Source organism: Legionella pneumophila subsp. pneumophila str. Philadelphia 1, assembly GCF_000008485.1.
Classification (GTDB): Bacteria; Pseudomonadota; Gammaproteobacteria; order Legionellales; family Legionellaceae; genus Legionella; species Legionella pneumophila.
The window spans coordinates 2,124,702-2,149,721 of record NC_002942.5; the positions used below are offsets into that span (position 1 = coordinate 2,124,702).

Genomic DNA, 25,020 nt, shown 5'->3' on the forward strand with positions numbered 1-25,020 from the left:
ATCTAGCAAATAAAAAGTATTATTTTACTACTTTTATTCTATTTTGAAAATTAATAATTCAAATTTAAATCAAATTGTTAATTGTTAACCCGTTAATCAAAGGCTATTCATCACTCGACAAACCGATATCTCACAATGTTTTGTCCAGTTTATTTAAACACACTCTATTGACAACAAAATATACACAATGTACCATTCGAAAACTTCAATTTTGGCTCTATATCAACTAATGTTTCGAGTTTTAATTTTTCTTTCTTGCCTAGTAATTTTGACGCCAAACACTATTGCTGACACTAACCCCTGTGAAAAACACTCTTGTATAGCTGTCATTGATGCCGGAAGTACTGGTTCCAGGCTACATATCTACTCCTATGATACGGATGACACCAATACTCCAATTCATATTGAGGAAATTTGGAATAAAAAAATCAAACCTGGATTCGCAAGCATACAGCCTAATTCCGTAACAATTGATGCCTACCTGACAATGCTATTGGCTGATGCACCAATTCATAATATACCTGTTTACTTTTACGCAACAGCAGGTATGCGACTACTACCCCAATCACAACAAAAAAAATACTATGATGAATTGGAGTACTGGTTTAGACAACAATCGCAATGGCAGTTGGCCGAGGCAAAAACTATCACTGGGAACGACGAAGCATTGTTTGACTGGCTTGCTGTAAATTATAAACTTGATACATTAAAATCAGTCCAAAATAAATCAGTTGGCGTCATGGATATGGGCGGCGCTTCCGTTCAAATTGTCTTTCCAATGCCTAAAAATGCGGAGATTAGCAAACATAACCAGGTAGAGCTCAATATCTATGGACAGAATATCAATCTGTATGTTCACAGTTTCCTGGGGTTAGGCCAAACAGAAATGTCACATCAATTCCTTAACTCCCCCTCTTGCTTTGCAAACGACTATCCTTTGCCGGACGGGGAGTCAGGACAGGGCAATGCTCCATCGTGCAAGGAAGAAGTAACCTCATTAATGAATAGTGTCCATAAGGTAAATCAACAAATACAACCTTTGCTTGCTTTAAATCCCGTGAATGAATGGTACAGTATTGGTGGTATTTCCAATCTTGCCAGCAGCCAATTATTTCATTTTGAAAACAGCGAACTCACTAATCAAAGTTTGCTGCAACAAGGGGACAACCAAATTTGCCATCAGCAATGGGATATACTTAATGGCCAGTATCCTGACGATGAGTACCTCTACCAATATTGTCTTTTATCCTCTTATTACTACGCATTAATGGTGGATGGTTATGGCATTAACCCCAATCAAACCATCCATTATATTCCGCCAGAACAAAATCTCGATTGGACAATTGGAGTCGTGCTTCACCGCGCTTGAAGCATTACAATTCATCAATTGAAAAATCATCAATTCTCAGGGGAGAAGGTTGACGGTAAAAAGCACATAAAGCATTACGAAAATGCAGTGCACGCTGTGGTAACCCCTGGGTACAATAATGAAACACCTGATTATAGATTGACTGTTTAAAGGCCTCAGTGTCTACTTCAGTCCCATTTAAATTATCAATACTTACCCTAAATTTATGTCCCGCGGCCATAGAAAGAATCCACTCTAAAGCCTGTGGCTTCACTTCCACCCTCTGAAACAGAGTTTGTTGTTCCTCATTGCGTCCATCAGGAGCATACCAATAGCCAAAATCGACCAGCTTTCTTCTTTCTTCTCCAGCAATAAGCCAATGAGCGCATTCATGCAAAGCACTGCTAAAAAATCCATGTGCGAAAAATAGCGCATGATAAGGCCTCTTATCATCTGCAGGAAGATAAATAGGCTCATCTCTCCCTCTAACCAGACGGGTATTGTAGTCCTTCTCAAAGCAAGAATTAAAAATACTAATTAGATCTTCTACGTGATGCACGAATCGTTACCTAGCAAAGCCTTTGATGCTTACCTATCTGATACTGATTATACTCTTTTTTCAAAGCAGATTTTAATTCTATTTCATTTTCCATACCTATTTTGGCTGCCAAAGTTAAAGAATGCTTGATATGCACAGCCTTTGCCTTGGGTATCTGAAGAGAAATGACTTCGTCATGCGAGGCAGAATTCATGCTTGCTAATAAGGCTTCTTTTTTAGATAACCCTCCAAAACGTTTCTCGGGTTTATCTTTAAGAGGAAGAAACTCTTTTTGTTTCAGAAGACAACGAGTTACCTGATAATAGGTATTAATTTGCTTATAAGTTAAATCGATCGCAGTTTCGTTCTTATAGATGTCCATTTCAGGATTTCTGGGTGTAGATGGATGATGAAGTTTGGCCAGTTTTAGCTCATTCTCATCCGGTACCTTTTCTTTACCTTTTAAAATGAAATCAAACATCCCTGCCCAAGTGTTTTTGTCTTCTTCATTATTACTTAAGCCAAAAGACAAATAAAAAATTCCACTGGATATTGCAAAAACAGCAAGAGTACCTATTGAAACAATAGCGGGAATAATTCCTGCGGTACTTAACCCTATAAGAGTACCAATAGTCAGTAAAGGAATAATACCGAATACGATTAACGGCCATTTCTCTGCAATATAGTGTATTACTGGTCTGATTAAGTAGGTATAAGGAGCCAGGCCAAAATAATAAAGAACTCCTCTCCCTAAAGAGTAAAGCCAGAAATTCCTTGCTTTCCTTTTGGCATTTTGTTGCTCAGCAGAAACATAAGTAAATTCTGTTTCAGCAAATCCGGCATAATTCAGAAAATGATCACAAAAAAGATTGGGGCCTTGTTTATCTTTTGGAGGCTTGACATGTAAAATGTTCCACTCTTTTTTCCAAACCCCAAAAAAAGACACCGGATCGTTACCTTGCTGTTGGACAACAACCAAAGGTTTCTTTTTGATTTTATACCATTTATCGTACTTCACTTTATTATCAGTATCATGAAGTCCTGCGGGGTTTAAGGCATCCACTCTGGAAAGGTATTTTCCCATATCAATAGCCAAAAGCAGACTTAAAGAGCCTCCAAGACTTATACCACATACATGAATTTTACTGTTTTGTTTTAAAATCCAGTCCTTAATTCTATCCCTTCCATTTTTATATAAAGAATAGCCAACCGTTTCAAATCCTTTCAAATCAGTATTTAATTGGGAAATAAAGCCTTGACCTGCAGGATAAGTGGTTCCCATAAAAATTAAATGAGACTGGGCATTTGGATTATCTATTGGCTCAAGTCCATAAGCAAAAACCCTATCATCATCTCGCAAAATCAGATCATTTTTTCCACGATGATTTGTAAGTTCTATGGGCTTGATGTAATAGTCAACCATAACCCATTGATCATTGATTCTCTGGGGAACTTTAATCGACTCGTAAGGATTTAAATCAAATAAAGGCAAATAACCAAGACAGTTACTAAGGTAAAGTTGTATTTGTTCATTTTGTTGCGAATTAAATTGCCTGCCACTTAATTGGGTAAATAGTGCATCAAAACCTTTCTGAAAGGCTAATCGAAACTCTTTCAGCAACAGAGGATCTCTTTGAAGGTAAATAGCCTTAAAGGTTTCCCAGGAAAATAATTCTGTCCATGAGGTATTCCAACCCATCATTAACAATCGCAAAGTATTACGAATAAGAACAGCCCTTTGCTCTTCAGGAGGTATGTTTTTTCTAGATTCGAACTCAGCATTCTCAATAAAATTTAAATTCAAACCGCCTTTAAAACTTGTACACTCCCTAACCATAAAAAACCTCTGAATAGCTTGTTTCTAACCATGAGTTCAAGATAATTACAATCACTGGCTCGCAGACTGCTAAGCGAGTCATTTAAAAACCAAGTAACTATATATTACTATCAATTAAAAGTTGAAATTTTAGCACAATAACAAAGATTATTGCTAATAACTTAAACCTAAAGGGTTTATTTTGCCCAAAAGGATGGGCTATCTAACAAGAAAGTTAAACCCCCATACTTCAAGGCATTGGATATAATGAATCTTACTCCCAGTACTATATAGAAGAAGCAAATTGGGTTGTAATGAATTAATAACGCAACTCGCGCTATAGTTTTTCTTGCTGCAGTGACTTGGCAACTGAAGAGCGAGCCAGCATAAGATCCATAAATTTTGTCAAATGCTCAAACTGAGACAAATCCAATTTGAAATATTTTGCCCAGCTTACCATAACAAACAGGTAGGCATCAGGTAAACTAAATTCATTTCCCATCAAGTAAGATCCTTTTTCCAAACGGGTATTGGTATAAGCAAAACGGGTCATGACCAAAGGTGTCAAAATTTTGGATTTTATTTCCTCTGAAACAGTAGGATTAAAAAACATACCAAGCGACTTATGAAGCTCTGTAGAAATATAATTTAACCATTCCAGAGTATGATATCTTTTACTCTCTCCAACAGCAGCCAACAATTTTTGTCCCGGAGTAGTATCTGCTAGATACTGTAGAATAACCTGATTTTCAGTCAGGATATCGCCGTTATCAAGAACAAGGGTTGGGACCGCTCCTTTAGGATTAATTTTAAAGAAATCATCGCCACCTGCTGTTTTTTTGACTTTTAAATCGACCTCTTCATCCTGGAAGTTTAACCCTAAATCATTGAGTATAATACGAACTACTAATGAACAAGCACCTCTGCAATAATATAATTTCATGTTCACTCCTTTGATGATGTTTAAATAATAATAGCTAAGTTAGCATAAAATGCAGCAAAAAACTTGAAATGTAAAAAACCATACAGTGAAAAGGATGAGCTTGCATATGGTTTATTTAATCAGACCACGTTTAATCAGGCTCTATAAGAAGCAAAGATTCGATATGCTCTAACCCTGATATTATCATAACAATATTTAATATGGGCACTTGGCGCATTTGAGATCTTTCTCAATTTCATTGATTAATTTCATAGTAGCTGATTCCCTGACAATGAAAGAATCCCAAAAATAAGTTCTTCTTAATGTTTGCAAATCAACTCGATTTTTTTCCTTCCATTGCTGTATACCAAACAGCAATTCATCAATAGATTGGTTTTTCTGTGAACCAATGATTTGCAAATATAAATTTTTTAAGCTATTAAATTTTCGTTTTGTCATTGGTGAATTAGGCTCGAGCACAGGCAACTGCTCTATTCTATGATAGAGTTTCTTGGCTATTAAGCGTTTTTCTTTATTAAATCCTGGATGGATAGAAGGTGGAGGTGGGGGTAAAACATAAAAGGGAATATTTTGACTCGGTTTGCCATAGTCCAATTGAGTTTTATACGGCAGATTTATAAAGAAACAAGAGGATATCGATGAGGGGACAGATGTTTTTGTAACCGCCTCAATTAATTTTATTGCTGAATGTCGACAAGTATTCCCTGTATTGATTTCATGAATTTCCTCATTAAGCTCCTTCCAATGGGAACCAGTTGCGAAAACACGAGAACTGGTTTGCGAAAAATAGACTGCATTTCCATTTTGAACAAGCGGTTTAAAACACTCAAATTGATTGCTCTCAGTTTGAATAGACTCAAGATAATGAACAAATTCACAATACTGCTCATAACTAATATCATAGGCTTGATAAGAAATAGGTGCAGATCCTTTTCGTTTTCTTGTAATTCCTTCATCCTCTATCTTTGCTTTGCTACTCGCAAAAATTGCCCCACTTAAAGCACTATAAATGCTAAGACACCTTTTAATACCCTTGGTTTGATTAGGCAGATCAAAGATTTTCCCTACTCTGCACAGTAGATGAGATACCTGAAAGTCATCATACACACCTAGCATAATAAATGAGTGCTGATTGATTTTACCTATCGAAATAAAAAAGTGATCTGTTTCTTTATTAATACAGATTGCCATGTGATTCAGTCCTTAACAACCAATAATGATAAATAATAAATTAGCTTGCACATTGTAGGTGTGGATGGTTTTTAACGATAACTTTATGTATATTCAAACAAAGCTCATGGATATGGTTGCCGATTTTTGATTTCTCATTGCCTGAGCCACCTTTCCCATTCAAAGCCACAACAACCGTTACATTATTACAAGGATTCCACAAATACATCACCCTGTAACCTAAAGTACTGCCCTGGTAAGTCCAAAAGCGCTGCCTGGAATTTTTATCATAATAAAAACCAACTCCCAATCCAAAACCGTAGGGCTCATCTTCTGTGACTGAAGGGATAGGTAACCCTGTTTTTATTGAAACCACTGACTCCAATTCGGATAAAGCCTCGTCTCTAAAAGCAGGTTCTATCAGTAACCCATGGTATAGCAGCTGCACCCAACGACCGACGTCTTCAGTATTTGCGATAACAGCACCTGCTGTGCCAGCCCAGGATAAATCATTGCTTATAGTATCAATTAGTTTTTTGTTGTTCTCATCATAAAAGTAACCATGGACTCGTCTATCCCGGATTGATTTTTCGACTTCTGGGCCATGTGGCCCTGCAGGATAAAATGAATTGTTTAATCCATTGTTTGTATTAATAATCCTTTGTTTTAACTGATTTTCAAAAGTATCTTGAGTCACTTTTTCAATAACCATTCCAGCAAGAATATAGTTAGAATTGGAATACTCATACCTGTTTGCTCTGTCGGTTTCTATTGGCTTTTCTGGATGAGCATAACCTAACAACTCCTCATCGCCCCAGATTGCCGCAAAATTATCCTCCATCTTTTTTGCAAATTCAGGATCTTCGGAATAATTGGGGATGCCACTGGTCATATTCAATAATTGTCTTAATTTTACATCTTTCCACTCTTTGTATTGAGGCAGCCATTTACCCAAAGGATCATCTAGTGACAATTTGCCCTCAGTCTGCAATTGAAGCAAAATCAATGAAGTGAATGATTTGGTAATGCTTCCAATATCAAACAAATTCAATGGGGTAATTTCCTGGGACAGTGGAGGATATCCCATAGTTCCTTTGACAAAAGTCGCAACATCTAATGCATCCTTATTTTTCTCTTGAGGAATAAATACTGAGACAGCAATGGCTGTAAATTTTTCTTTGTTATGATAAACCTTGAAGTACTTGCTCATTTCCTTTTGAATTTTAGGATGAGATACAACAGGAGATTCAGCTGCACTGATATTATAAGATAAAGAAGTCAGGCAGAAGGCAAGCAGAAAACCAACTAAGTTATTTATTTTCATGGCGAAAAATACATCAAGTTAAGTAGAAAATTGGCCATTTTAACCTGATAGACTCAAATAGATCCATAAAATAAAAAAAACAAGAGATGTTCTGTTGAATATACGGACACGCCTATTCGCATTCTCTTCGGCCAGGAGCAATGAAATCCAGCGAAATTGTAGTTTTCATTGCCCACTTGAAATATGAATACTTCTCCAAATCCAGATTTTTTTGCATTCAGCTTAAAATCAATAAATATTTAGATTCTAAACAACACTGGCTCTGGCTCGTATTTTCTCCAAAGCGTCTTCAAGACGTTTGATTGATTTGTTTTTACCTAACAAAGCCAATGTCATGTCAATGGAAGGAGATGTTCCGGATCCGGTCACGGCGACACGCAACGGTTGAGCGATTTTACCTAAATTCAAATCAAATTGCAGGCTCACATCATTAATGCATTCTTGAATTTTATCATTTTTCCATTCGTCAAGCGCTTTTAGGCGCTCATGCAATACCATTAAAGGCTCCAGAACAACTGGCCGCAAGTGTTTTTTAACAGCATCTTCATTATATTCAATGATATCTGTATAAAAATACTGACTAATTTGACACATTTCTGCTAATGACTTACATCTCTCTGCCTGAACTGCGACCAAATCCTTCAAATCGGGACCTTGATTCAAATCAATTCCTGCCTGCTCAAAATGCCATTGCAACGCATTAGCAACTGATTCTGGAGAGTCACTTTTTTGATAATGCTGATTCAACCAATACAACTTATCATAATTGAAACTTGAGACACCTCGGCTGACATTTTTCAAGTCAAAGCTGGTTATCATTTCTTGTACACTAAAAATTTCCTGATCGCCATGAGACCATCCTAAACGAACTAAATAATTCAATAAAGCATGAGGCAATACACCCAGCTCCTTGAACTGCAAGACACTTACTGCACCATGTCGTTTTGACAGCCGTTTGCCATCTTCACCCAAAATCATGGGTAAATGGGCAAAAACAGGTACCGGTGCATCCAATGCCTTGAATAAATTAATTTGTCTCGGAGTATTATTGATATGATCATCCCCGCGAATAACATGAGTTATTTTCATATCCCAATCATCGATAACTACAGCAAAATTATAGGTGGGATGCCCATCAGAACGAACCAAAATCAAATCATCCAGTTCGCTATTATCCACATGAATGTCACCATAAACCTCATCGTGGAAAGACACTATACCCGCATCAGGATTTCTAAAGCGAATAACATAAGGAATTCCACTATCAGGAAGACTTTGGTTTCTGCAATGTCCGTCATAGCGTGGCTTTTCCTTGGCGGCTAATTGAGCCTCTCTTAAAGCTTCCAGTCTTTCCTTACTGCATTGACAGCGATAAGCCTTTCCTTCTTCCAAAAGTTGCTGCGCTACTTGTTGATAACGAGCATATCGCTCAGTCTGATAATAAGGACCTTCATCGAAGTTAAGCCCTAACCAGGCCATTCCGTCTAAAATAGCCTGTACAGATTCTTGAGTTGAACGCTCTCTGTCCGTATCTTCTATACGCAGTATAAATTGCCCATTGTGATGTTTTGCATATAGCCATGAAAATAATGCAGTCCTTACCCCACCAACGTGTAAAAAACCAGTAGGGCTTGGGGCAAATCGGGTTCTAACAGTCATAATATCTTCCATTGTAAGGAATAAAATAATCAAGTTATAATAGCCGAGTTTACCATGAACGCAAAGATTCAACTGCTGAATTAAGACTAAAAGGAGCTATGTTGAAAAGTATTGGTATTAAATATCAGCTAAGAATCACTACTCTTATTCCTGCCTTTTTAGTCGCCTTGCTTTTTGCTTTTTTTTATAACGGCCTATTTGGTAAAGATCTAAAGCAGCATATGTCCAGACTGGGTGAAGCCTATATTAGGCAATTACTTCCAGCAGCCCAGTATGCCATGCTTCGCAATGATTACCGTACATTGCAGGGTTTAATCAATGCCTCAACCATTAACCCTGAGGTAAAAGCTTTGGCATTTTATAATGCTGATGGTCGATTAATCGCTTATCGTGGTGGCAAGCACTCTATTCATAAACCATTCAATCCACCTGACTATACAGGTGACTACATTGAAAGTAAGCAAATTAATCCATTCACCATTAATTTTATAGCGCCGATTACTATCCCAAAGTTCAATTTGTACTCCAGCACAGAATTCAAAGAGCTTTCTACGCCTAAAATATTCCAGGCTGACGATATATTAGGCTGGTTATCCATTGACATTGATACACAATCACTACTTATAAAACGCTATCAAATGCTCATCGTTACCATTTTTATTACCCTATTCGGTTTACTGATGGGTTTAACAATTCATTACTTCTTGTCTAAACGAATTTACATGCCTATTGCTCGATTGCGTCGAAGTATGAAGCAAATTTTAAGCAATGAATTTGAAACTGAAATTCGTGTTTCAAGTCCAGGAGAATTAGGAATAATTGAAAAAGGTTGCGCTCATTTACAACGACAATATTTAAATACAGTTCGTGATTTGAATCACCACATTGAAATCGCCACAGCAGATCTGCAACAAAGTCTCGAACTTCTGGAAGAAAAAAACATTGAGCTATCGCTGGAAAAGAAAAAAACTGAAGAAAAAAGTCGACAAAAATCAGAATTTATTGCCAACATGAGTCATGAAATTCGTACCCCAATGAATGGCGTGATTGGTTTTACAAATGTTTTATTGGAAAGCAAGCTGGACCCTTTACAACTGGACTACGTTAAAACGATCAAATCATCAGCGCAGGATTTGTTAAGTATCATCAATGATATTCTGGATTTTTCTAAAATTGATGCGGGCAAATTAAATCTTGATTGCATCCCGCTAGACATAAGAGGTTGCATTGATGAGGTTTTATCCCTGGCAAGCCCCAATGCGCACAAAAAAGGAATCGATTTAATCCCGATTACAGACATCAATGTGCCCAAAATGGTATTGGGTGACCCTTTAAGAATCAAACAAATCATCAGTAATCTGGTGACCAATGCAGTAAAATTTACAGATCATGGATACGTTCTTATACGCACTAAAATCGAGCAAGAAACAGATAAAGATTATACCTTGCTATTTGCCATTACGGATACGGGAATAGGTATTTCACCAGAGGATCAAACGAAACTGTTTACTGCCTTCAATCAGGCAGACACCAGCATCACACGCCGTTACGGTGGCTCAGGATTAGGCTTGGTTATATGTAAAAAACTATGTGAAGAAATGCATGGGCGTATTAGTCTAACCAGTGAAATCAACAAAGGTTCTACTTTTAGCGCACGCATTAAAGTTGAAAAACTTGTTGCTTATGAGATTGAAAAAAATCAAACTCATCGTTTCGCCCATTTAAAAATCATTTGCTTTGATGACAATCCCCTCCATTTGGAAGCAATAGGTAATGGCTTGGGATTTTGGGGTATAGAGGCTATACGCGTTGACTCATTTAATAAACTTTCCCGAACATTGACAAAACATAAAGATTGCAAAATTGCCTTTATTAACGTCAATCAAGGATGTGAGCGACAAGCTGCTGAACTCATTGCCAAACACAAGCAAATTCCTTTCGTGTTAATTTCCAAATGGCCTATTAATGATTTTGCGGCGCTTGGTGCTCGGGGTTTTCTTTACAAACCTATCAGCATCCAAAAGCTTCAGGATCTGATTGAATCGATAGCCAATGAAAACCAAACTGAGAAAAATACGAACCAGGAACTGGATACTTTACGCGAACAGCTTCGTTTTCTTCATCCAGAGATACTGATTGCAGAAGACAACCCTGTCAATAAAATGCTATTAACATCCCTATTAAACAATAATGCCAATATAACCACGGTTGACGATGGCGAAATGGCCGTTACTGCTTGTGAGGATAAAAAATTTGACATGATTTTACTGGATCTGCATATGCCAAAACTTAATGGTTTGGAAGCAGCCAAAATGATACGTCAAAAATCCCTAATGAATAAACACTCTCCTATCGTTCTCATTACCGCCAGTAGCAGTGATCTGAGCTCCATCGATATGAAAAAATATGGAGTTGATTTTTGTTTTCAAAAACCTATAGATGAAAAGCAATTGTTAATCCAAATTCTTCGCATCGTTGATAAAACCAAACATGCTGCCATTGATTGGCAATTATGCGTTCAGAAAGTTTCAGGTAATCAAGCGCTTGCTGAAGAGTTCCTCGCCAAATTTATAGAAGAATTATATAAGAATCGTGAAGAGTTTATTGGGTTAATGCATCAAAAAAACGTAAAGGGCCTGGCTGATTTGGCTCATAAATTACATGGCGCCTGTTGTTTTTGTGGCGTGCCTATTTTACAAAAGAGAGTAGCTCAATTAGAGAGGCTTGCAAGACGAACCGCTAATGCTGATAATTTAACCGAAGCCTTTACCGATTTAATACAAAGTATTGATGCAGTGATTAGTGAATATGAAAATCAGTACTCACAATAATATTTAATGAAATAAGGCCATAAAAACTCTCTTGTATGAAAACCAAAGTAAAAGTCTGTATCAACCTAATAAAATCATTCTAGTTATGGAGACAAAATGTCAGTTAAAAATGCAATCTACGCCCAGTCTGGTGGTGTGACCGCTGTAATTAATGCATCCGCTTGTGGTGTCATCCAAACCGCCAAACTATTTCCAGAGCAAATTGGTAAAGTTTATGCTGCAAAAAATGGCATTATCGGTGCCTTAAACGAGGAATTAATCGATACTTCATTGGAAAGTGAAGAAGACATTGCCAAATTGATGCAAACTCCTTCCGGAGCTTTTGGCTCCTGCCGCTACAAATTAAAAGACAATGGTGAAGAGTATCAACGCTTAATCGCTGTCTTCAAGGCCCACAACATAGGCTATTTCTTTTACAATGGCGGCGGGGACTCACAAGATACTGCCCATAAAGTATCCCAGTTAGGTAAAACCATGGGCTATCCTATTACCTGCATAGGTATCCCTAAAACAGTAGATAACGATCTGCCTTTTACAGACAATTGCCCGGGGTTTGGATCAGTCGCGAAATACATTGCCATTTCAACGAAGGAAGCTGGTTTTGATGTCGCGTCCATGGCGGCTTCATCGACGAAAGTGTTTATTCTTGAGGTGATGGGAAGGCATGCAGGCTGGATAGCTGCGGCTAGTGGGCTGGCCGAGCAAAATCCAGGCGAACCGCCACACATTATTCTATTACCTGAGGTTCCTTTTGAGCCAACTCGTTTTCTAAAAAAAGTGAAGGACTGTGTCAATTCATATGGTTATTGTGTGATTGTTGTTTCAGAAGGTATCCGCAATAAGGAAGGAAAATTTCTCAGTGAAGCAGGATTACGTGATGCATTCGGACATGCTCAATTAGGTGGTGTTGCACCTGTCATCGCTCAATTAATTAAATCTGAACTGGGTTTTAAATATCATTGGGCAGTTGCAGATTATCTTCAACGGGCAGCCAGGCACATAGCCTCGCAAACTGATTTGGATCAAGCTTACGCTTTAGGTAAAGCTGCTGTGGAATATGCCGTTAAAGGATATAACGCGATTATGCCTGTTGTCATTCGTGAGCAGGACGAACCCTATCAATGGTCTATAGGCCAAGTCCCTCTGGCTGAGGTAGCTAACCAGGAAAAGGCTATGCCGCCAGAGTATATAGCTGAAGATGGCATGGGAATTACGGACGCATGCAAACGTTACTTGTCCCCTTTGATTCAAGGTGAAGCTTATCCAAATTACAAAAATGGATTGCCAGATTATGTCCGACTAAAAAACCAGTTAGTGGCTAAAAAAATCAACCAAGATTAAGGGCGGCAGTAGGCTGGACGATATTTACTAATCAGGGTACCACCAGTGCAATCCCAAGTGAGTATTCTGTTAGTGGCATCTATTGTGGGAACCATTGTAATGGTACCATTACCTGCGTTTGCAGTGTAGGTAATGGTAATAATGCCTTGATTACCAATGGCTATAGAGGCTACATTAATTGTTGGGGCAGGACTGGTATAGCCCGTATCTGCCTGATTTGCTGGCAAAGTGTTATCAATTAAACTCGTTTCAACAACAGCTAATTTAGCGGCCGAAGCCATTTCCAATCCTTCGACCACCCGTGCTCTGATGGTATAGTCCTGATAGGCTGGAATTGCGATGGCAACCAGAATCCCAAGGATAGCGGCAACGATCATCAGCTCGATTAAAGTAAATCCTTTCATTCTCATAACGTCACCTGGCATTGCATCTAACTGATATCACGCAAATTCAATGCCAACTCTATGATTTAAAAATCCTTCTGCTGACTAAATAGCTTGACAAGCTTCTTTCAAAACATTTCTGTTAGGTAAATAAGTCATTGGTAAAACATGGGCAAATAAAAAACCGCCATTGAAAGGCGGTTTTTATAGTGGCTTTATCCTATTATGGTCTGCAACTGGCAGGTCGGTATTTGGCCAATAATGTACCACCCGTACAAGTCCAGGTTACATCACCGTTAGCTTGTAAGGTTGGGGTCATAACTATGGTACCACCACCTGCTGAAGCGGTATATGTTATGGTAATCACACCGTTGGCACCAATAGCAATTGATTGTACATTGGGCGTAGCTGCGGGAGACACGTAGCCCGTTGCAGCCTGAGTAGGTGGTAACGCGTTGTTGGTAATAGCCGTTTCAGATACGGCAAGTTTTGCAGAATCTGCCAAGGTCAGACCTTCCGTAACACGAGCTCGTATTGTGTAATCTTGATAGGCTGGTATAGCGATTGCTGCCAAAATACCGATAATCGCTACGACTATCATCAATTCAATTAAAGTAAAACCCTTTTGTCTCATGACCATCTCCATAGTTAACTATCCATTAGTATAATGCAAGCATAATGCCAACTACCAGCCAATATTCTAAACCTGTATTATTTTACATGTTAAATAATCATTTCATGTAAAAAACACCTGTTTTTGTGCTAAAAATTCAGTGAAATGAATAGATAAAATATTTCATAAAATAAACTATTTGTTATTATATAATAATAAAATGACAATTTTTGTCACATTCTGACAATTGTGTTTAATTAATGTGACAACTATGCTTCAAATGTATATACTCCTTATTTTGCAAAAACAGAGTCGAGCAAATCATGACGCGTAAACTCCGCATAGAAGAAAAACTAATCTCCGCATTATCCCCCCTCTTTTTAAGTGTTGAAGACGAGTCCATGAACCATCACGTTCCTCAAGGCGCTGAAACACATTTTAAAATAATCGCCGTTTCAAATCATTTTAATGATCTGACTCGTATTAATCGTCATAAATTCGTTAATCAGCTTCTTAAAGAAGAATTTACTCTGGGGCTGCATGCATTAAGCATGCATTTATATACTTCTGATGAATGGATGACTCAACAGCAATCGGTACTCAAATCACCTGCTTGCAGAGATGGCTATAAAAACAAATAATTTTAATGAAAAAAGTTCACCTCCAAGCTTGATTTATTTTATAATGTCTATCTTTTTATCAAATAGAAAAATCAATGAAATCATGGTCCTCTGAAAAAATATCCGTTCTTGCTTTAGTGCTGCTCATTACCGGAGCAATTGACAGCATTAGAAATTTGCCAGGCACAGCACTTTTTGGATCTACTTTGATTTTTTTCTTTATTTTTTCAGCAATTATCTTTTTGATCCCGGTTGCTTTAGTCGCTGCTGAACTTTCCTCAACCTGGTCAGACGAGGAAGGTGGCATTTACAGTTGGGTCAAGCATGCCTTTGGTGAAAACATCGCCTTTTTCGCCATTTGGCTGCAATGGATAAATACTCTGGTATGGTATCCGACTATTTTGTCTTTTATAGCAGGCACAATCTCTTATTTAATTAATCCAGAACTTGCACAAAACAAATACTATCTTATCAGCGTTATTCTGATTATTTTCTGGTCATTAACTTTGATAGGCTTATCAGGACTGCGTGCTTCTGCCACCTTTGCTGGCTTCTGTGCAATAGTTGGAATGATAGTGCCTATGGGATTTATCATCCTTCTGGCTTTTATTTGGTTAATTCATGGCCACCCTATTGCCATTGATCTGAGCCTCTCCAATTTGCTACCGCAATGGAAAAACACACAATCCTGGGTTTCTCTAACAGCGATTATGACTTCTTTTCTCGGGATGGAGCTTGCTGCAGTTCACGTGCGTAATGTCAATAACCCGCAGAAGAATTTTCCCAAAGCGATGTTTTTTTCGGTCATTCTCATCCTGTTCACCATGATTTTAGGCTCACTGGCCATTGCTTTCATTCTGCCTAAAGACAAAATCAGTTTGGTAGATGGGGTTATGAGGGCATTTAGTAATTTCTTGCAAGTTTATGATTTGAATTGGCTAATGCCTGTATTAATACTCTTGTTATTGCTGGGTACCTTAGGCAGCATGATCAACTGGATTATTTCTCCAGCCAAGGGCCTGCTGATGGCAGCCAAACATGATTTTCTGCCTGCTTCGCTATGTCATGTGAATAAACATGGCATGCCAGCAAAAATTTTGATACTGCAAGCCATTCTGGTGACAGTATTATGTAGCGGCTTTCTCTTATTCCCTACAGTGAATGCTATTTATTGGTTGTTTACTGCTCTTAGTACAGAGCTGTATATGATGATGTATGTGATGATGTTTATTGCAGCCTGGCATTTGAAGAGTAAATTCTCAGACATGGAAAGACCTTTTGCTATTCCAGGAGGCAAACCCGGTTATTACCTGACATGCCTGTTAGGATTAATAGGTTGTACTGTCACTTTATGGGTAGGTTTTATTCCTCCAACGGAAAGCATTAATATCGGAGGAACAGCCCATTACCGTATGGTCTTTTCATTAGGCATCGTCTTAATGCTGCTACCTGCTGCCTTGATCTATTTGCGTAAACGCCACATTACCAAATCCAAAGCGCTTAATGCACCTGTTTAAATCATCGATAGGATGGTTGTAACCCGTGGCTTGTCCACAGGGTCAGTGTTTTAGCGGAGAGCTCCTGGATCCCGTGGACAAGCCACGGGACGTCGAAGATCAGTACAGTACTGGGTTATCAGAGATGGATTTAATTAAAATAGGGCTTCAATGTTTGTTGTACATCGAGATTTAATTCGCCAGTATTCGGATTGATAGCACTAACCGTATCACCTAAATACCCTATCGCCCAGAAATATAAATTATTGGACCCGATGCCACTTTGGGTAAGATAAGGCATCAATGCCTGGGTAAAAAAGTTTTTTCCTTCAAAAGATTTCCAGGAGGCTTCCCCTAAAACAATAGGATACCCAGCTTTGTACAGGAAACCCCAACTCCAATCGAAACGCAGATTACTTGCATCACCAGGGGCTGTTTCCCAACCAGCCACTTCCTTTGGGTAAACATGAGGTGAGAAAACCAGATGGCCATTATTTCCCATATTATCATCACCCAACAGCCAACCGAGTGTTTCTGTGTCAATACCCGGAACAGCCTGTTGCAATTCATTACTAAATTTTTGTACATCAAATTGCGCTATGTTTTGTTTAGCCAAATTCTTATCCAGAAGGGGTTTAAAATCTTCCCCCCAGTTCCCTTTGAATGCTACAACCTCCTGTTCATTGCCGCACTGCCCTGGATCGCGCCAGTGTGCATAGCCCGAATCCTCTTTAATATTGGCTTTTGGCACACAAATTGTTGGATTATCCATATCATCATTTCCGCCTCCAGGTCCTTCAACAAACAGTAACAAATCAGGATTGACCTGATGCACTGCCTTGGCAGCAGTAGCTATCACTGTAATCCACGAAACCTGACCATTTCTGGCTTTAAACCAGCTCAATTGATAGGGTTCATTAAAAACATCAATGCCAATGACATTATCCAAACCACGTTGTTTGATTTCCTGAGCAAGCAGAACTAAATCCTTCTCATATTGAACCATGCTATAAACAGTGCCATCCCTCATTCCATCGCCATAACCATAACGATGGTGAAAATCAATCATCACATTGATATTATGTTTTTTCATTTCAGCAAGTACCGTCCAGAAAGCCTGCTTCGGACTCACTGCTTTTTCACACGATTGGCCATTGGACTGCCAGGTCTTGCAAAAAAGACCATTACCGGCTTCAGGTTGTGTTTTGTCAGAAAGCCATTTGTTGAGATCGACTTCCCCACTGTCATCATAAAGAACACCTGGCTGCATAGGCAAACGTACGGTCTTGAACTCTACCGCTGTGCTGCTGTTTACACCAGAGTCTGCCATAGACCAGGGGTGAACCAATAAATCCATTAATCCATTCCGAGGTTTGGATTGAGGCATGGTGATATTATAGAAAGGATTGCTCTGCAATCCCTGAAAAACATTGGTATCCTGAAATCCTGACCAGGATACTCCATTGATGGTCACCCTATTCCCACTTTTGTCATAGATACTGCCTTGACTAGTATAATAGGCATTCGCATCCAGGGTGAATACGAACAGCAAAAGCCAACTGCTAAACTTAAATATTTTCATGCGCTTTTCCTCATTAAAATAACCATAAAGTTATTGTTAAGTTGGTTAAAAGCTCATTATTTAACCATAAAACTACAATATTTGAACAGTATAATCATTAATTTTTCAAAAATATTACAAAAAGATGTCATTTCGATGTGCTAAAAAATAGTCAAGATCGTCACTCCATTATGATGAAAATTGAGTGGCGACCATACGGAGTGAATAAAATCATTCTCATAGAAAAAACAATAAATTACAACGAGTTATACATTGAAAGTATCAAGAAAATATTGCTGAGCCAAAATCAAATCTTCTTTTGTATTAATATCCTGTAAAGGTTCTTCGCAGGCCTCATCAACCCGGATAGAAAAACCTGACCATAGGATGCGCAATTGCTCCAAACACTCTATTTGTTCCAAGGTGCAGGGCGGCCAGCTAACAAATTCCAGTAAAAAGGCAGCACGATAAGCATATAAACCGATATGCCTGAAGGTATTGGAATAAGCGTTTTTATCATCTCTGTGAAAAGGTATCGCGCTTCTTGAAAAATAAAGAGCGTGATTATCTCGAGTGCATACCACTTTAACCACATTAGGGTTATTTAATATTTCAAGGCTGCTAATAGGCCAGCATAAAGTAGACACAGGCGCCTTTGTCTTTGTTAAAGAGCAAGCAACTTGTTGAATTAATTTGGGTCGGATAAATGGCTCATCACCTTGCACATTGACAATGACGTCATCAGGAGCAAAGCTACCTTTGGCGATAACCTCCGCAATTCGATCAGTTCCAGTTTGGTGCGTATGTGAAGTGATTACAACCTCCGCTCCAAATTGGATTGCGCGGTCAGCTATCTCATCATGATCAGTGGCAATAATCACCGACTTTGGTTCTGCCAGAAGTGCTTGCCTGTAAACTCGTTCAATCACGGTAATACCGTTAATTTCCTGAAGTAATTTACCTGGAAAACGACTGGAATGATATCTGGCTGGTATAATCACATGAAAATTATGGCTCATAATTTATCTTTCTCTTCCAGAGGAATCAAACGCGCTTCTTGTTCCAGCATTACAGGAATATCATCACGAACAGGAAATGCCAGCCTATCAAATTTGCAGATCAGTTCCTGTTTTTTGAACAGCAATTTTCCTTTACATAAAGGACAAACCAATATTTCCAATAATTTTTTATCCACGCGAATCTCCTTGAGTAACCTGATTGCGCACATACACTGGTTGTGCCTGCGCCACAGAAACTGCCTTGATATTTGCTTTCTGTGCCAAACGTATCATAGCAGACGCTGTCGGAAAAACAGCTAATACTTCACTAATTTGTGATTTGATCTGTTCTGGGAAATCCTTCCAGTACAAATCAATCCCAACTCCGGCCAAAATAAAGGATTGATTGGCTGGCAGCTGAATATCTTTTACCGCGTTAATTCTGTCCTGGGCTAAGAATTGATGCTCCAAAAAGCAACTCCAATACATTTCATGCATACGAGCATCCAAAACAGACAATACAGGCTGATTAAAATCCTCTTTTATTTCCCGAGCTGTCCAGGCAATTGCGGCTAAACTGCTCACAGGAACAAGGGGCAAATCATTGGCATAAGCCAACCCTTTTGCAATGCTACACGCGATTCTCAATCCTGTAAAACTTCCAGGGCCACATCCAAAAATTATTCCATCCAATTGGTTAAGACCCAATCCGGTTTGCGCTATCAACTCATCAATCATAGGTAAAATCAATTGGGCATGGATTCTTTGACTATCCTGCTCCCTGCTTATGATTTCGTCACCTATAAGGATGGCAACACTGGCCAGTTCAGTTGAGGTATCAATCGCTAACAGTTTCATCATTTAAAGCCAACTCTTTAATAAAATGCAGTACTTTTTCTTCATCCCGAGTTTTCGGAAGACCAGGTAAACTTGCCAAAATGGTTCGACCATACTCTCTACCAGTCAAACGTGGATCCGCTATCATTAATATACCTTTATCGGTGATGTCACGAATCAATCGCCCTACTCCCTGTTTTAATGCAATGACAGCATTTGGCAAGGATAATTCATCAAAACCGGAAAGCCCTTTTTTCTTTAAATAAGACATTCTGCCACGAATTACAGGATCAACGGGGTTAGCAAAGGGTAATTTATCTATAATCACGCAAGAAAGCGCCTCCCCTTTTACATCAACACCTTCCCAAAAAGTAGAAGTGCCTAAAAGCACAGCATTGCCCAATTGCCTGAATCGAGACAGGAGAATGGGTTTTGCTTCATCACCTTGAATCAAAAGCGGATATTTTAAAGTATTGCTCATCATTTGAGCAACCAATTTTACTGCTTTATGACTGGTAAAAAGGAAAAAGCAACGGCCACCGCAAGCTTCTATAACTGGCAAAGCCTTTTCCAGCAAAGCTTCATAATAATGAGCATCTTTAGGATCGGGTATTCCTCGAGGCAAATAAAGCAGAGCCTGTTGCTGATAATCAAATGGACTGGATAATAACAAAGTTTGTACTTTATCTAATCCCAGAGGTTTACAAAAACTATCAAAAACCGATGCCATAGTCAGTGTAGCTGATGTAAAAATATAGGCACATGATTGGTCTTTTAATAATTGACTAAATGATTCAGCTACATCATACGGGGTGGCATGAAAAACAAGAGTATGTTTAAAACGTTCTATCCAGCGAATTTTATGATTATTTTCCTCAGTGAAAGAAAGCAAGACCGTTTCCAAATCCAAAAGGCGCTCTTTACATCTTTTTAACCCGGGAATATCAGCAGTATCCTTTGATTCCAGGCATTGTATCAACTCATCCTTTAAAGATAACCAGGTATTCCACGCCTCCATAAACTCCTTATTTCGTTTAACCAAATCCCAACTGATTCGTTCCTCACGAGTCGGCAAAGCATTGAGCAATTGATCCACCAGTTTGTCCGCTTTATGACTTATAGACTTTAGAGGTTGATTGGCTAAATCCAGGATTGGCCACTCATTAAGCATATCATCAACCAAGTCTTTGAATTGACGTGTTCCCAGGCGCTCCCCATTGAAATTAGAGGCGATGTCTGCAAGCTGATGAGCTTCGTCAAACACTACGACATCAACACCAGGTAATAGTTCGCTAAAACCATCTTTTTTTAACTGAGAATCAGCAAAAAAAAGATGGTGATTGATAACGACAATATCTGCCTCCATCGCTCGCTTACGTGCTTTCACTAAAAAACAGGTTTCATGATTCGGACATTCTGCACCAAGACAGTTATCGGTAGTGGATGTGACATAATGCCATACTGAGGAGTCTTCATTAATTTCAGGTAATTCCGAGCGAACGCCTTCTTGCATTTGAGACAATTTATCTCTGACATGGAGTATTTCGTGAGCGCATTGGGGGCTTTGAAATTGTCCTTCCTCAGCATGCTTCTCAACTCGATATTGACAAATATAATTGGAACGCCCCTTTAAATTCTGGATTCGTACCGATAAACCTAAAGCTCTAATCAAGGTTGGCAAATCTTTTTGAAAAAGTTGATCTTGGAGCGTTTTGGTTGCTGTTGAGATAAGCGCTTTTTTACCACTTAACAAACAAGGCAATAAATAAGCAAAGGTCTTACCTGTTCCTGTTCCTGCCTCAGCTACCAAAATCGATCGCTGAACAATAGCATTGGCTATAGCCACTGCCAAATCGGCTTGTGGTGCTCTTGCCACAAAGCCTGGAATAGCAGTGGATAGTCTTCCCTTCTCACTGAGAGTTCGCCGACAGGTTTCAGCGAAAGTGGTTATTTCTTCCACTCTTTTTGCAAATATTGAAGTTTGTCCTTTACTTCTTCCCAATCCTTGGCATCAGAGGGAGCGTCCTTTTTAGCAGTAATATTAGGCCAGGTTTTGGATAACTCGGCATTTAATTCTTTGAATTGCTGTTGTTCCTCTGTTAAATCGTCTTCTGAAACGATAGCATTAACTGGACATTCAGGTTCACAAAGGGCACAATCAATGCATTCATCGGGGTGAATCACCAGGAAATTAGGCCCCTCATAAAAACAATCTACAGGGCATACTTCTACACAATCGGTATACTTGCATCGTATACAACTTTCCGTTACTACAAAAGTCATAGCAAACCTTAAAAATTATCTTTAAGAAATGACTCATATTAAAGCATAAAATACCCTGCTGATGATAGAGGAGCCTGATATTTTTATACCCCTGGGTCCCATTCATTATTCAGAACCAAACTGAAATCATAAACTCAAAACCAACGGCATCATATACATTCTTACTGCTCATAAAATGCACTTGAAGTCTCGATATAAAGATGTTAAGTTTGCTCAATTTAAATCTATTTTGTTCAATGGTCTAATGCACTGTCTGTGTAATTAGATATCTCGGAGTACTTCATGCCTTTAAATTTACCGCCTAAATCATCTAAAAATACAATGCCTTTGGTCATTGCATACAATAATGCACCTGAAGATGACAAGATTCAAAAATTATTTTATTTACAAAAAATCAATTATTTACTGAATAAAACTCAACTAAATGATGATTTGTTCGATTGGATAAACGATGCTGAAGAAGGTGGCTGGTTAAATGAGCTGGCTAAATTTTCAATTAATCCCAATGCCTCCTTTTTTTTAAAAGGAATGCAGTTTGCCAAAGCCATTACTGAAGAAATAAAAAATAAGCCTGAAATTAACAGTTCTGAAGTAAACATCTACCATCTCATGCAAGAGCGTGACCAACTGTTAAAAGAAGTAGAATTTGAAAAATGCGCTACTCGCTATGCTGAAATTAATTTTCTCCTGAATGAGTTAGCCCTTAACGATAAAAAAACAAAAGAGATTGTAGAAAGACAAACAGAAATCCTTAGGCTTGTCGCTCCCAAAATAAAAGCCATTAAGGGAGAATCCATAGACAATTTACCAGTTATACCTTCTTATAAAACCAAAGAACTTGGCAATCATGTAAATAATTTTAACTTCAAATTCACAATGAGCGGATGGGAGGCTCCTTTTGTATTTCGTGTAGAAGACAGGCATGAGTTAGGAAAGGAACAAGAACTACACTCCTACGGAGTCTCAAAGTATTTTATTGAAGATTACTCTGTTTTTATGATGAGATTTAAAGCGGAAGATGGTTCTACTGTTTACAAACCAGTTATCTTAAGCCAATTCGCCAATCAAAATAATCTGGAAGAAATTGCCAAACAGTTAAAAGATGGCAGTCCAAAAAATATTGCACCGCGAATTGGGTATTACTTTGTCCAGTTAACCGATTTTTGTCTAAAGTTAATAGAGACTCATAACTATCATCCCGACATTAAGTTAAATAATTTTCTGGTTCACAATAACAGAGTACTGGTGAGCGATAGAAAAACATTCACCACGAATGACAATCCTTTAGCTAGTGAAATTCTCACCAGTCCTTTATTTGCTCCCGATGAATTTTTAAAATGTCTACTATTTAACAAAGAAGGCGACCCTGTAGGCTATAATCGCAATGCTCTGTGGAAACGCATGAACATGCCCCAATTCATGGCCTATCAACTGGGAATGGCTTTAAAACAATTCCTGATTTTAACTCAATTGGATGAATTACCAGATGATTTTAGAAATCCGGATCACAGCGCCGTATCACATTTCAAAACACCATCCAGACAAATCATCAATCTTTCCCTTCTGGTTCAGGAATTAACACGCCTCGATCCTGATAAGCGAATGACCATTAAACAATTCCAGACCTTGCTTAACTTCAAAAACTTACCGCCTGATGCCTTTTACCAGAAAGTGGAAGAAGTTTTCCCCTCCTCTCAATTAGGGATTGCAGAAGATATTGAGGCTCTTAATAAAGTATTGAACAGCGATTTAAAAGGCGAAGCGCTTCTGAAACAAGCTAATCCTGTTTTCACCAAACTATCAAAATATGATCCCAAAGAGACCCGATTAACCCGCCTAGCCGAAAAATTGGCAATTCGATGTTTTAACAACGTGTCAAAACCTTATTTTCAGAAACTGTCTGGTTTGATTGAATCAGCCTTAGAAAAAGATGTTAATGAAATCAGGCAGCTATTAAATCCTCAATCAAATAGCGAGAGGCTTTTACAGAAAGCCAGTCCCATTTTTATGAAACTTTTTGAAAGACAGCCTGAGGTACCCCAATTAACAGACTTGGCGAAACAATTAGCGGCTCAATGTTTTGATGAATCTTCAAAAAACTATTTTACTCGTCAACTGCCTTTATTGATTGAAGAGGAATTGTTAAACCAGGATTGGGAACAAGCCCCCTGGTATAGAAAAGCCCTGCATTGGTTAACCTTTGGATACTTCAGAGTCGATAACGTCACAGAAATATCGTCCTTGAAAATACCCGAGCATACAAAAGGTAAAGAATTTCAGATTTATTTTTGGCAACTCTTATTTTTACCCTCTGAAGAAATCAAAAATATGTTTACCTCCAAAGACAGCCAAATATCTGAATTTCTTCTGGGTTATATCGAAAAGGAAAGAGAAAAAAGAGAAACGGAAACTCCTTCAGTCCAAATTCCTGTTGATTTAAAAGGAGAAGAATTTCAGATACACTTCCCGCAGCTTGAATTTTTACCTTCCAAAGATTTTGAAAGCATTGGTGAAAAAGAGGGTGAGCATTTGGAGTGTTTTATCTTTGCCAATCTTCAAGAAATACTCTCGCATAATAACAGCGATTCATCAGAAAAAAATAGTACTAGCGAACCCTCTGATAGCGAAAGTGAAATCCATTTAAACGCGGGTAACGTTGATACAATTATAATTGCAAACGAACCAAATCCCACCGACGCGAAACCGCAGAAAAAAGACAATGATGGGGCAAAACAAAATAATCCGGCCAAGGCCAGTAGTCCTGAAGGAATAGTATCAACTCCAGAGGTTGAAGAGCATCCTAAAAAGAAGATAACCGATGATGCCCCCAAGCCAAAAACAAAACGTTCTGTACACTTCTTTGATGAGGCTAAAAAATCCAAACCCAAGGAGAAAGAAAATGCCTCTCCTGCTGTTGACGAAACGCCCCCCGCAAAGAGAAAAAATGTCTGCAGGATAGATAGCGTCAGGTCCACCCTTTTCAGAGGAGATGGCAGCCATAGGCAGAAAATCAAAGAACAAAGACCCAGGTTATCTGAAATAGCTTGGGAGCCGCCAAAACCTAATCTACAATAGCAAACAGAGGCTTGCTTCTTGAGGCTTTCTGCAGCCACCCTGATTATACAGGGTGGCTAACTTAACAAATGTCATGGTGGGCTTGAAACTTTATTTTCTCTTTTTGTTAAAAAATTGCACATGTTTTTTAACAACAGCATCAAACTATGTCTATATTTATAGAAAAGAATATACAAAAATCAGA

General features: G+C 38.5%; 20 protein-coding genes. 6 read left to right on the forward strand and 14 right to left on the reverse strand.

The features are described 5' to 3' along the window. The first annotated feature begins 229 nt into the window (after nucleotides 1–229). Entirely contained in the window at nucleotides 230–1,369 is a 1,140-nt protein-coding gene (locus LPG_RS09555) for a multidrug DMT transporter permease (protein WP_025862386.1), read from the forward strand. A 4-nt stretch (nucleotides 1,370–1,373) separates the two neighbouring features. Here the strand turns inward: LPG_RS09555 and LPG_RS09560 are convergent, their stop codons facing one another. The 6 genes from LPG_RS09560 to gltX form a co-directional block, all read right to left on the reverse strand. Then, on the reverse strand, nucleotides 1,374–1,907 hold the full coding sequence (locus LPG_RS09560) for an elongation factor P hydroxylase (protein WP_010947623.1): 534 nt from the start codon (nucleotides 1,905–1,907) through the stop codon (nucleotides 1,374–1,376). A gap of 10 nt (nucleotides 1,908–1,917) precedes the next feature. Further along, complete coding sequence (locus LPG_RS09565; protein WP_010947624.1) at nucleotides 1,918–3,723, reverse strand: lpg1907 family Dot/Icm T4SS effector; 1,806 nt, start codon at nucleotides 3,721–3,723, stop codon at nucleotides 1,918–1,920. A 316-nt stretch (nucleotides 3,724–4,039) separates the two neighbouring features. Beyond that, a complete protein-coding gene (gstA, locus tag LPG_RS09570) occupies nucleotides 4,040–4,645 on the reverse strand; it encodes a glutathione transferase GstA (protein ID WP_015444385.1) in 606 nt (201 codons plus the stop codon). A gap of 195 nt (nucleotides 4,646–4,840) precedes the next feature. Further along, entirely contained in the window at nucleotides 4,841–5,836 is a 996-nt protein-coding gene (locus LPG_RS09575) for a hypothetical protein (protein ID WP_015444384.1), read from the reverse strand. A gap of 40 nt (nucleotides 5,837–5,876) precedes the next feature. After that, nucleotides 5,877–7,139: a serine hydrolase domain-containing protein gene (locus LPG_RS09580; RefSeq protein WP_010947627.1), complete on the reverse strand. Its 1,263-nt coding sequence runs from the start codon at nucleotides 7,137–7,139 to the stop codon at nucleotides 5,877–5,879. Nucleotides 7,140–7,385: 246 nt separating this feature from the next. Next, a complete protein-coding gene (gene gltX, locus LPG_RS09585) occupies nucleotides 7,386–8,798 on the reverse strand; it encodes a glutamate--tRNA ligase (RefSeq protein WP_015444383.1) in 1,413 nt (470 codons plus the stop codon). 98 nt (nucleotides 8,799–8,896) lie between these two features. Here gltX and letS point away from each other — a divergent pair, with 98 nt between their 5' ends. Then, nucleotides 8,897–11,629 carry a two-component system sensor histidine kinase LetS gene (gene letS, locus LPG_RS09590; protein WP_010947629.1) on the forward strand — a complete coding sequence of 911 codons (2,733 nt, stop codon included), beginning with the start codon at nucleotides 8,897–8,899 and terminating at the stop codon, nucleotides 11,627–11,629. A gap of 96 nt (nucleotides 11,630–11,725) precedes the next feature. Continuing rightward, nucleotides 11,726–12,970 (forward strand): 6-phosphofructokinase, encoded by a 1,245-nt coding sequence (locus LPG_RS09595; RefSeq protein WP_010947630.1) that lies wholly within the window; start codon nucleotides 11,726–11,728, stop codon nucleotides 12,968–12,970. Here LPG_RS09595 and LPG_RS09600 read toward each other — a convergent pair. Together LPG_RS09600 and LPG_RS09605 are read right to left on the reverse strand one after the other, a co-directional pair. After that, nucleotides 12,967–13,380, reverse strand: coding sequence for a pilin (locus LPG_RS09600; RefSeq protein WP_015444381.1), 414 nt, complete (start codon nucleotides 13,378–13,380; stop codon nucleotides 12,967–12,969). The genes LPG_RS09595 and LPG_RS09600 overlap by 4 nt on opposite strands. A 196-nt stretch (nucleotides 13,381–13,576) precedes the next feature. Beyond that, complete coding sequence (locus LPG_RS09605) at nucleotides 13,577–13,987, reverse strand: pilin (protein WP_016356941.1); 411 nt, start codon at nucleotides 13,985–13,987, stop codon at nucleotides 13,577–13,579. A gap of 302 nt (nucleotides 13,988–14,289) precedes the next feature. On the opposite strand from LPG_RS09605, the gene LPG_RS09610 reads away from it, so the two are divergent. Then, a complete protein-coding gene (locus LPG_RS09610) occupies nucleotides 14,290–14,607 on the forward strand; it encodes a BolA family protein (RefSeq protein WP_010947633.1) in 318 nt (105 codons plus the stop codon). Between the two features lie 74 nt (nucleotides 14,608–14,681). Then, nucleotides 14,682–16,103, forward strand: a complete 1,422-nt coding sequence (locus tag LPG_RS09615; protein ID WP_010947634.1) for an APC family permease — start codon at nucleotides 14,682–14,684, stop codon at nucleotides 16,101–16,103. A 130-nt stretch (nucleotides 16,104–16,233) separates the two neighbouring features. On the opposite strand, the gene LPG_RS09620 is transcribed toward LPG_RS09615, so the two are convergent. From LPG_RS09620 to fdxA, 6 genes are all read right to left on the reverse strand, one after another. Beyond that, on the reverse strand, nucleotides 16,234–17,664 hold the full coding sequence (locus LPG_RS09620; RefSeq protein WP_010947635.1) for a cellulase family glycosylhydrolase: 1,431 nt from the start codon (nucleotides 17,662–17,664) through the stop codon (nucleotides 16,234–16,236). A 245-nt stretch (nucleotides 17,665–17,909) separates the two neighbouring features. After that, the gene (gene kdsB / locus LPG_RS09625) at nucleotides 17,910–18,662 is read right to left on the reverse strand and encodes a 3-deoxy-manno-octulosonate cytidylyltransferase (RefSeq protein WP_010947636.1); all 753 of its coding nucleotides are present in this window, start codon (nucleotides 18,660–18,662) and stop codon (nucleotides 17,910–17,912) included. Next, nucleotides 18,659–18,838, reverse strand: coding sequence for a Trm112 family protein (locus tag LPG_RS09630; protein ID WP_010947637.1), 180 nt, complete (start codon nucleotides 18,836–18,838; stop codon nucleotides 18,659–18,661). Before LPG_RS09630 ends, kdsB begins: the two co-directional genes overlap by 4 nt. Beyond that, nucleotides 18,831–19,502, reverse strand: coding sequence for a tRNA (adenosine(37)-N6)-threonylcarbamoyltransferase complex dimerization subunit type 1 TsaB (tsaB, locus tag LPG_RS09635; RefSeq protein ID WP_010947638.1), 672 nt, complete (start codon nucleotides 19,500–19,502; stop codon nucleotides 18,831–18,833). The genes LPG_RS09630 and tsaB overlap by 8 nt, the downstream gene beginning before the upstream one ends. Further along, nucleotides 19,480–21,438, reverse strand: coding sequence for an ATP-dependent DNA helicase (locus LPG_RS09640; RefSeq protein WP_025862385.1), 1,959 nt, complete (start codon nucleotides 21,436–21,438; stop codon nucleotides 19,480–19,482). Before LPG_RS09640 ends, tsaB begins: the two co-directional genes overlap by 23 nt. After that, a complete protein-coding gene (gene fdxA / locus LPG_RS09645) occupies nucleotides 21,426–21,761 on the reverse strand; it encodes a ferredoxin FdxA (protein ID WP_010947640.1) in 336 nt (111 codons plus the stop codon). Before fdxA ends, LPG_RS09640 begins: the two co-directional genes overlap by 13 nt. A gap of 282 nt (nucleotides 21,762–22,043) precedes the next feature. On the opposite strand from fdxA, the gene legK7 reads away from it, so the two are divergent. After that, nucleotides 22,044–24,836, forward strand: coding sequence for a Dot/Icm T4SS effector kinase LegK7 (gene legK7 / locus LPG_RS09650; RefSeq protein ID WP_010947641.1), 2,793 nt, complete (start codon nucleotides 22,044–22,046; stop codon nucleotides 24,834–24,836). Nucleotides 24,837–25,020: the final 184 nt, after the last annotated feature.

Excerpts from the sequence above, each read along its gene's own strand:
- LPG_RS09605 (WP_016356941.1), bottom strand. The coding sequence starts at position 13,987 with ATGAGACAAAAGGGTTTTACTTTAATTGAATTGATGATAGTCGTAGCG.
- legK7 (WP_010947641.1), top strand. The coding sequence starts at position 22,044 with ATGCCTTTAAATTTACCGCCTAAATCATCTAAAAATACAATGCCTTTG.
- LPG_RS09610 (WP_010947633.1), top strand. The coding sequence starts at position 14,290 with ATGACGCGTAAACTCCGCATAGAAGAAAAACTAATCTCCGCATTATCC.
- LPG_RS09565 (WP_010947624.1), bottom strand. The coding sequence starts at position 3,723 with ATGGTTAGGGAGTGTACAAGTTTTAAAGGCGGTTTGAATTTAAATTTT.
- LPG_RS09600 (WP_015444381.1), bottom strand. The coding sequence starts at position 13,380 with ATGAGAATGAAAGGATTTACTTTAATCGAGCTGATGATCGTTGCCGCT.
- gltX (WP_015444383.1), bottom strand. The coding sequence starts at position 8,798 with ATGACTGTTAGAACCCGATTTGCCCCAAGCCCTACTGGTTTTTTACAC.
- letS (WP_010947629.1), top strand. The coding sequence starts at position 8,897 with ATGTTGAAAAGTATTGGTATTAAATATCAGCTAAGAATCACTACTCTT.
- fdxA (WP_010947640.1), bottom strand. The coding sequence starts at position 21,761 with ATGACTTTTGTAGTAACGGAAAGTTGTATACGATGCAAGTATACCGAT.
- gstA (WP_015444385.1), bottom strand. The coding sequence starts at position 4,645 with ATGAAATTATATTATTGCAGAGGTGCTTGTTCATTAGTAGTTCGTATT.
- LPG_RS09620 (WP_010947635.1), bottom strand. The coding sequence starts at position 17,664 with ATGAAAATATTTAAGTTTAGCAGTTGGCTTTTGCTGTTCGTATTCACC.
- LPG_RS09595 (WP_010947630.1), top strand. The coding sequence starts at position 11,726 with ATGTCAGTTAAAAATGCAATCTACGCCCAGTCTGGTGGTGTGACCGCT.
- LPG_RS09555 (WP_025862386.1), top strand. The coding sequence starts at position 230 with ATGTTTCGAGTTTTAATTTTTCTTTCTTGCCTAGTAATTTTGACGCCA.
- LPG_RS09615 (WP_010947634.1), top strand. The coding sequence starts at position 14,682 with ATGAAATCATGGTCCTCTGAAAAAATATCCGTTCTTGCTTTAGTGCTG.
- LPG_RS09575 (WP_015444384.1), bottom strand. The coding sequence starts at position 5,836 with ATGGCAATCTGTATTAATAAAGAAACAGATCACTTTTTTATTTCGATA.
- kdsB (WP_010947636.1), bottom strand. The coding sequence starts at position 18,662 with ATGAGCCATAATTTTCATGTGATTATACCAGCCAGATATCATTCCAGT.
- LPG_RS09580 (WP_010947627.1), bottom strand. The coding sequence starts at position 7,139 with ATGAAAATAAATAACTTAGTTGGTTTTCTGCTTGCCTTCTGCCTGACT.
- tsaB (WP_010947638.1), bottom strand. The coding sequence starts at position 19,502 with ATGATGAAACTGTTAGCGATTGATACCTCAACTGAACTGGCCAGTGTT.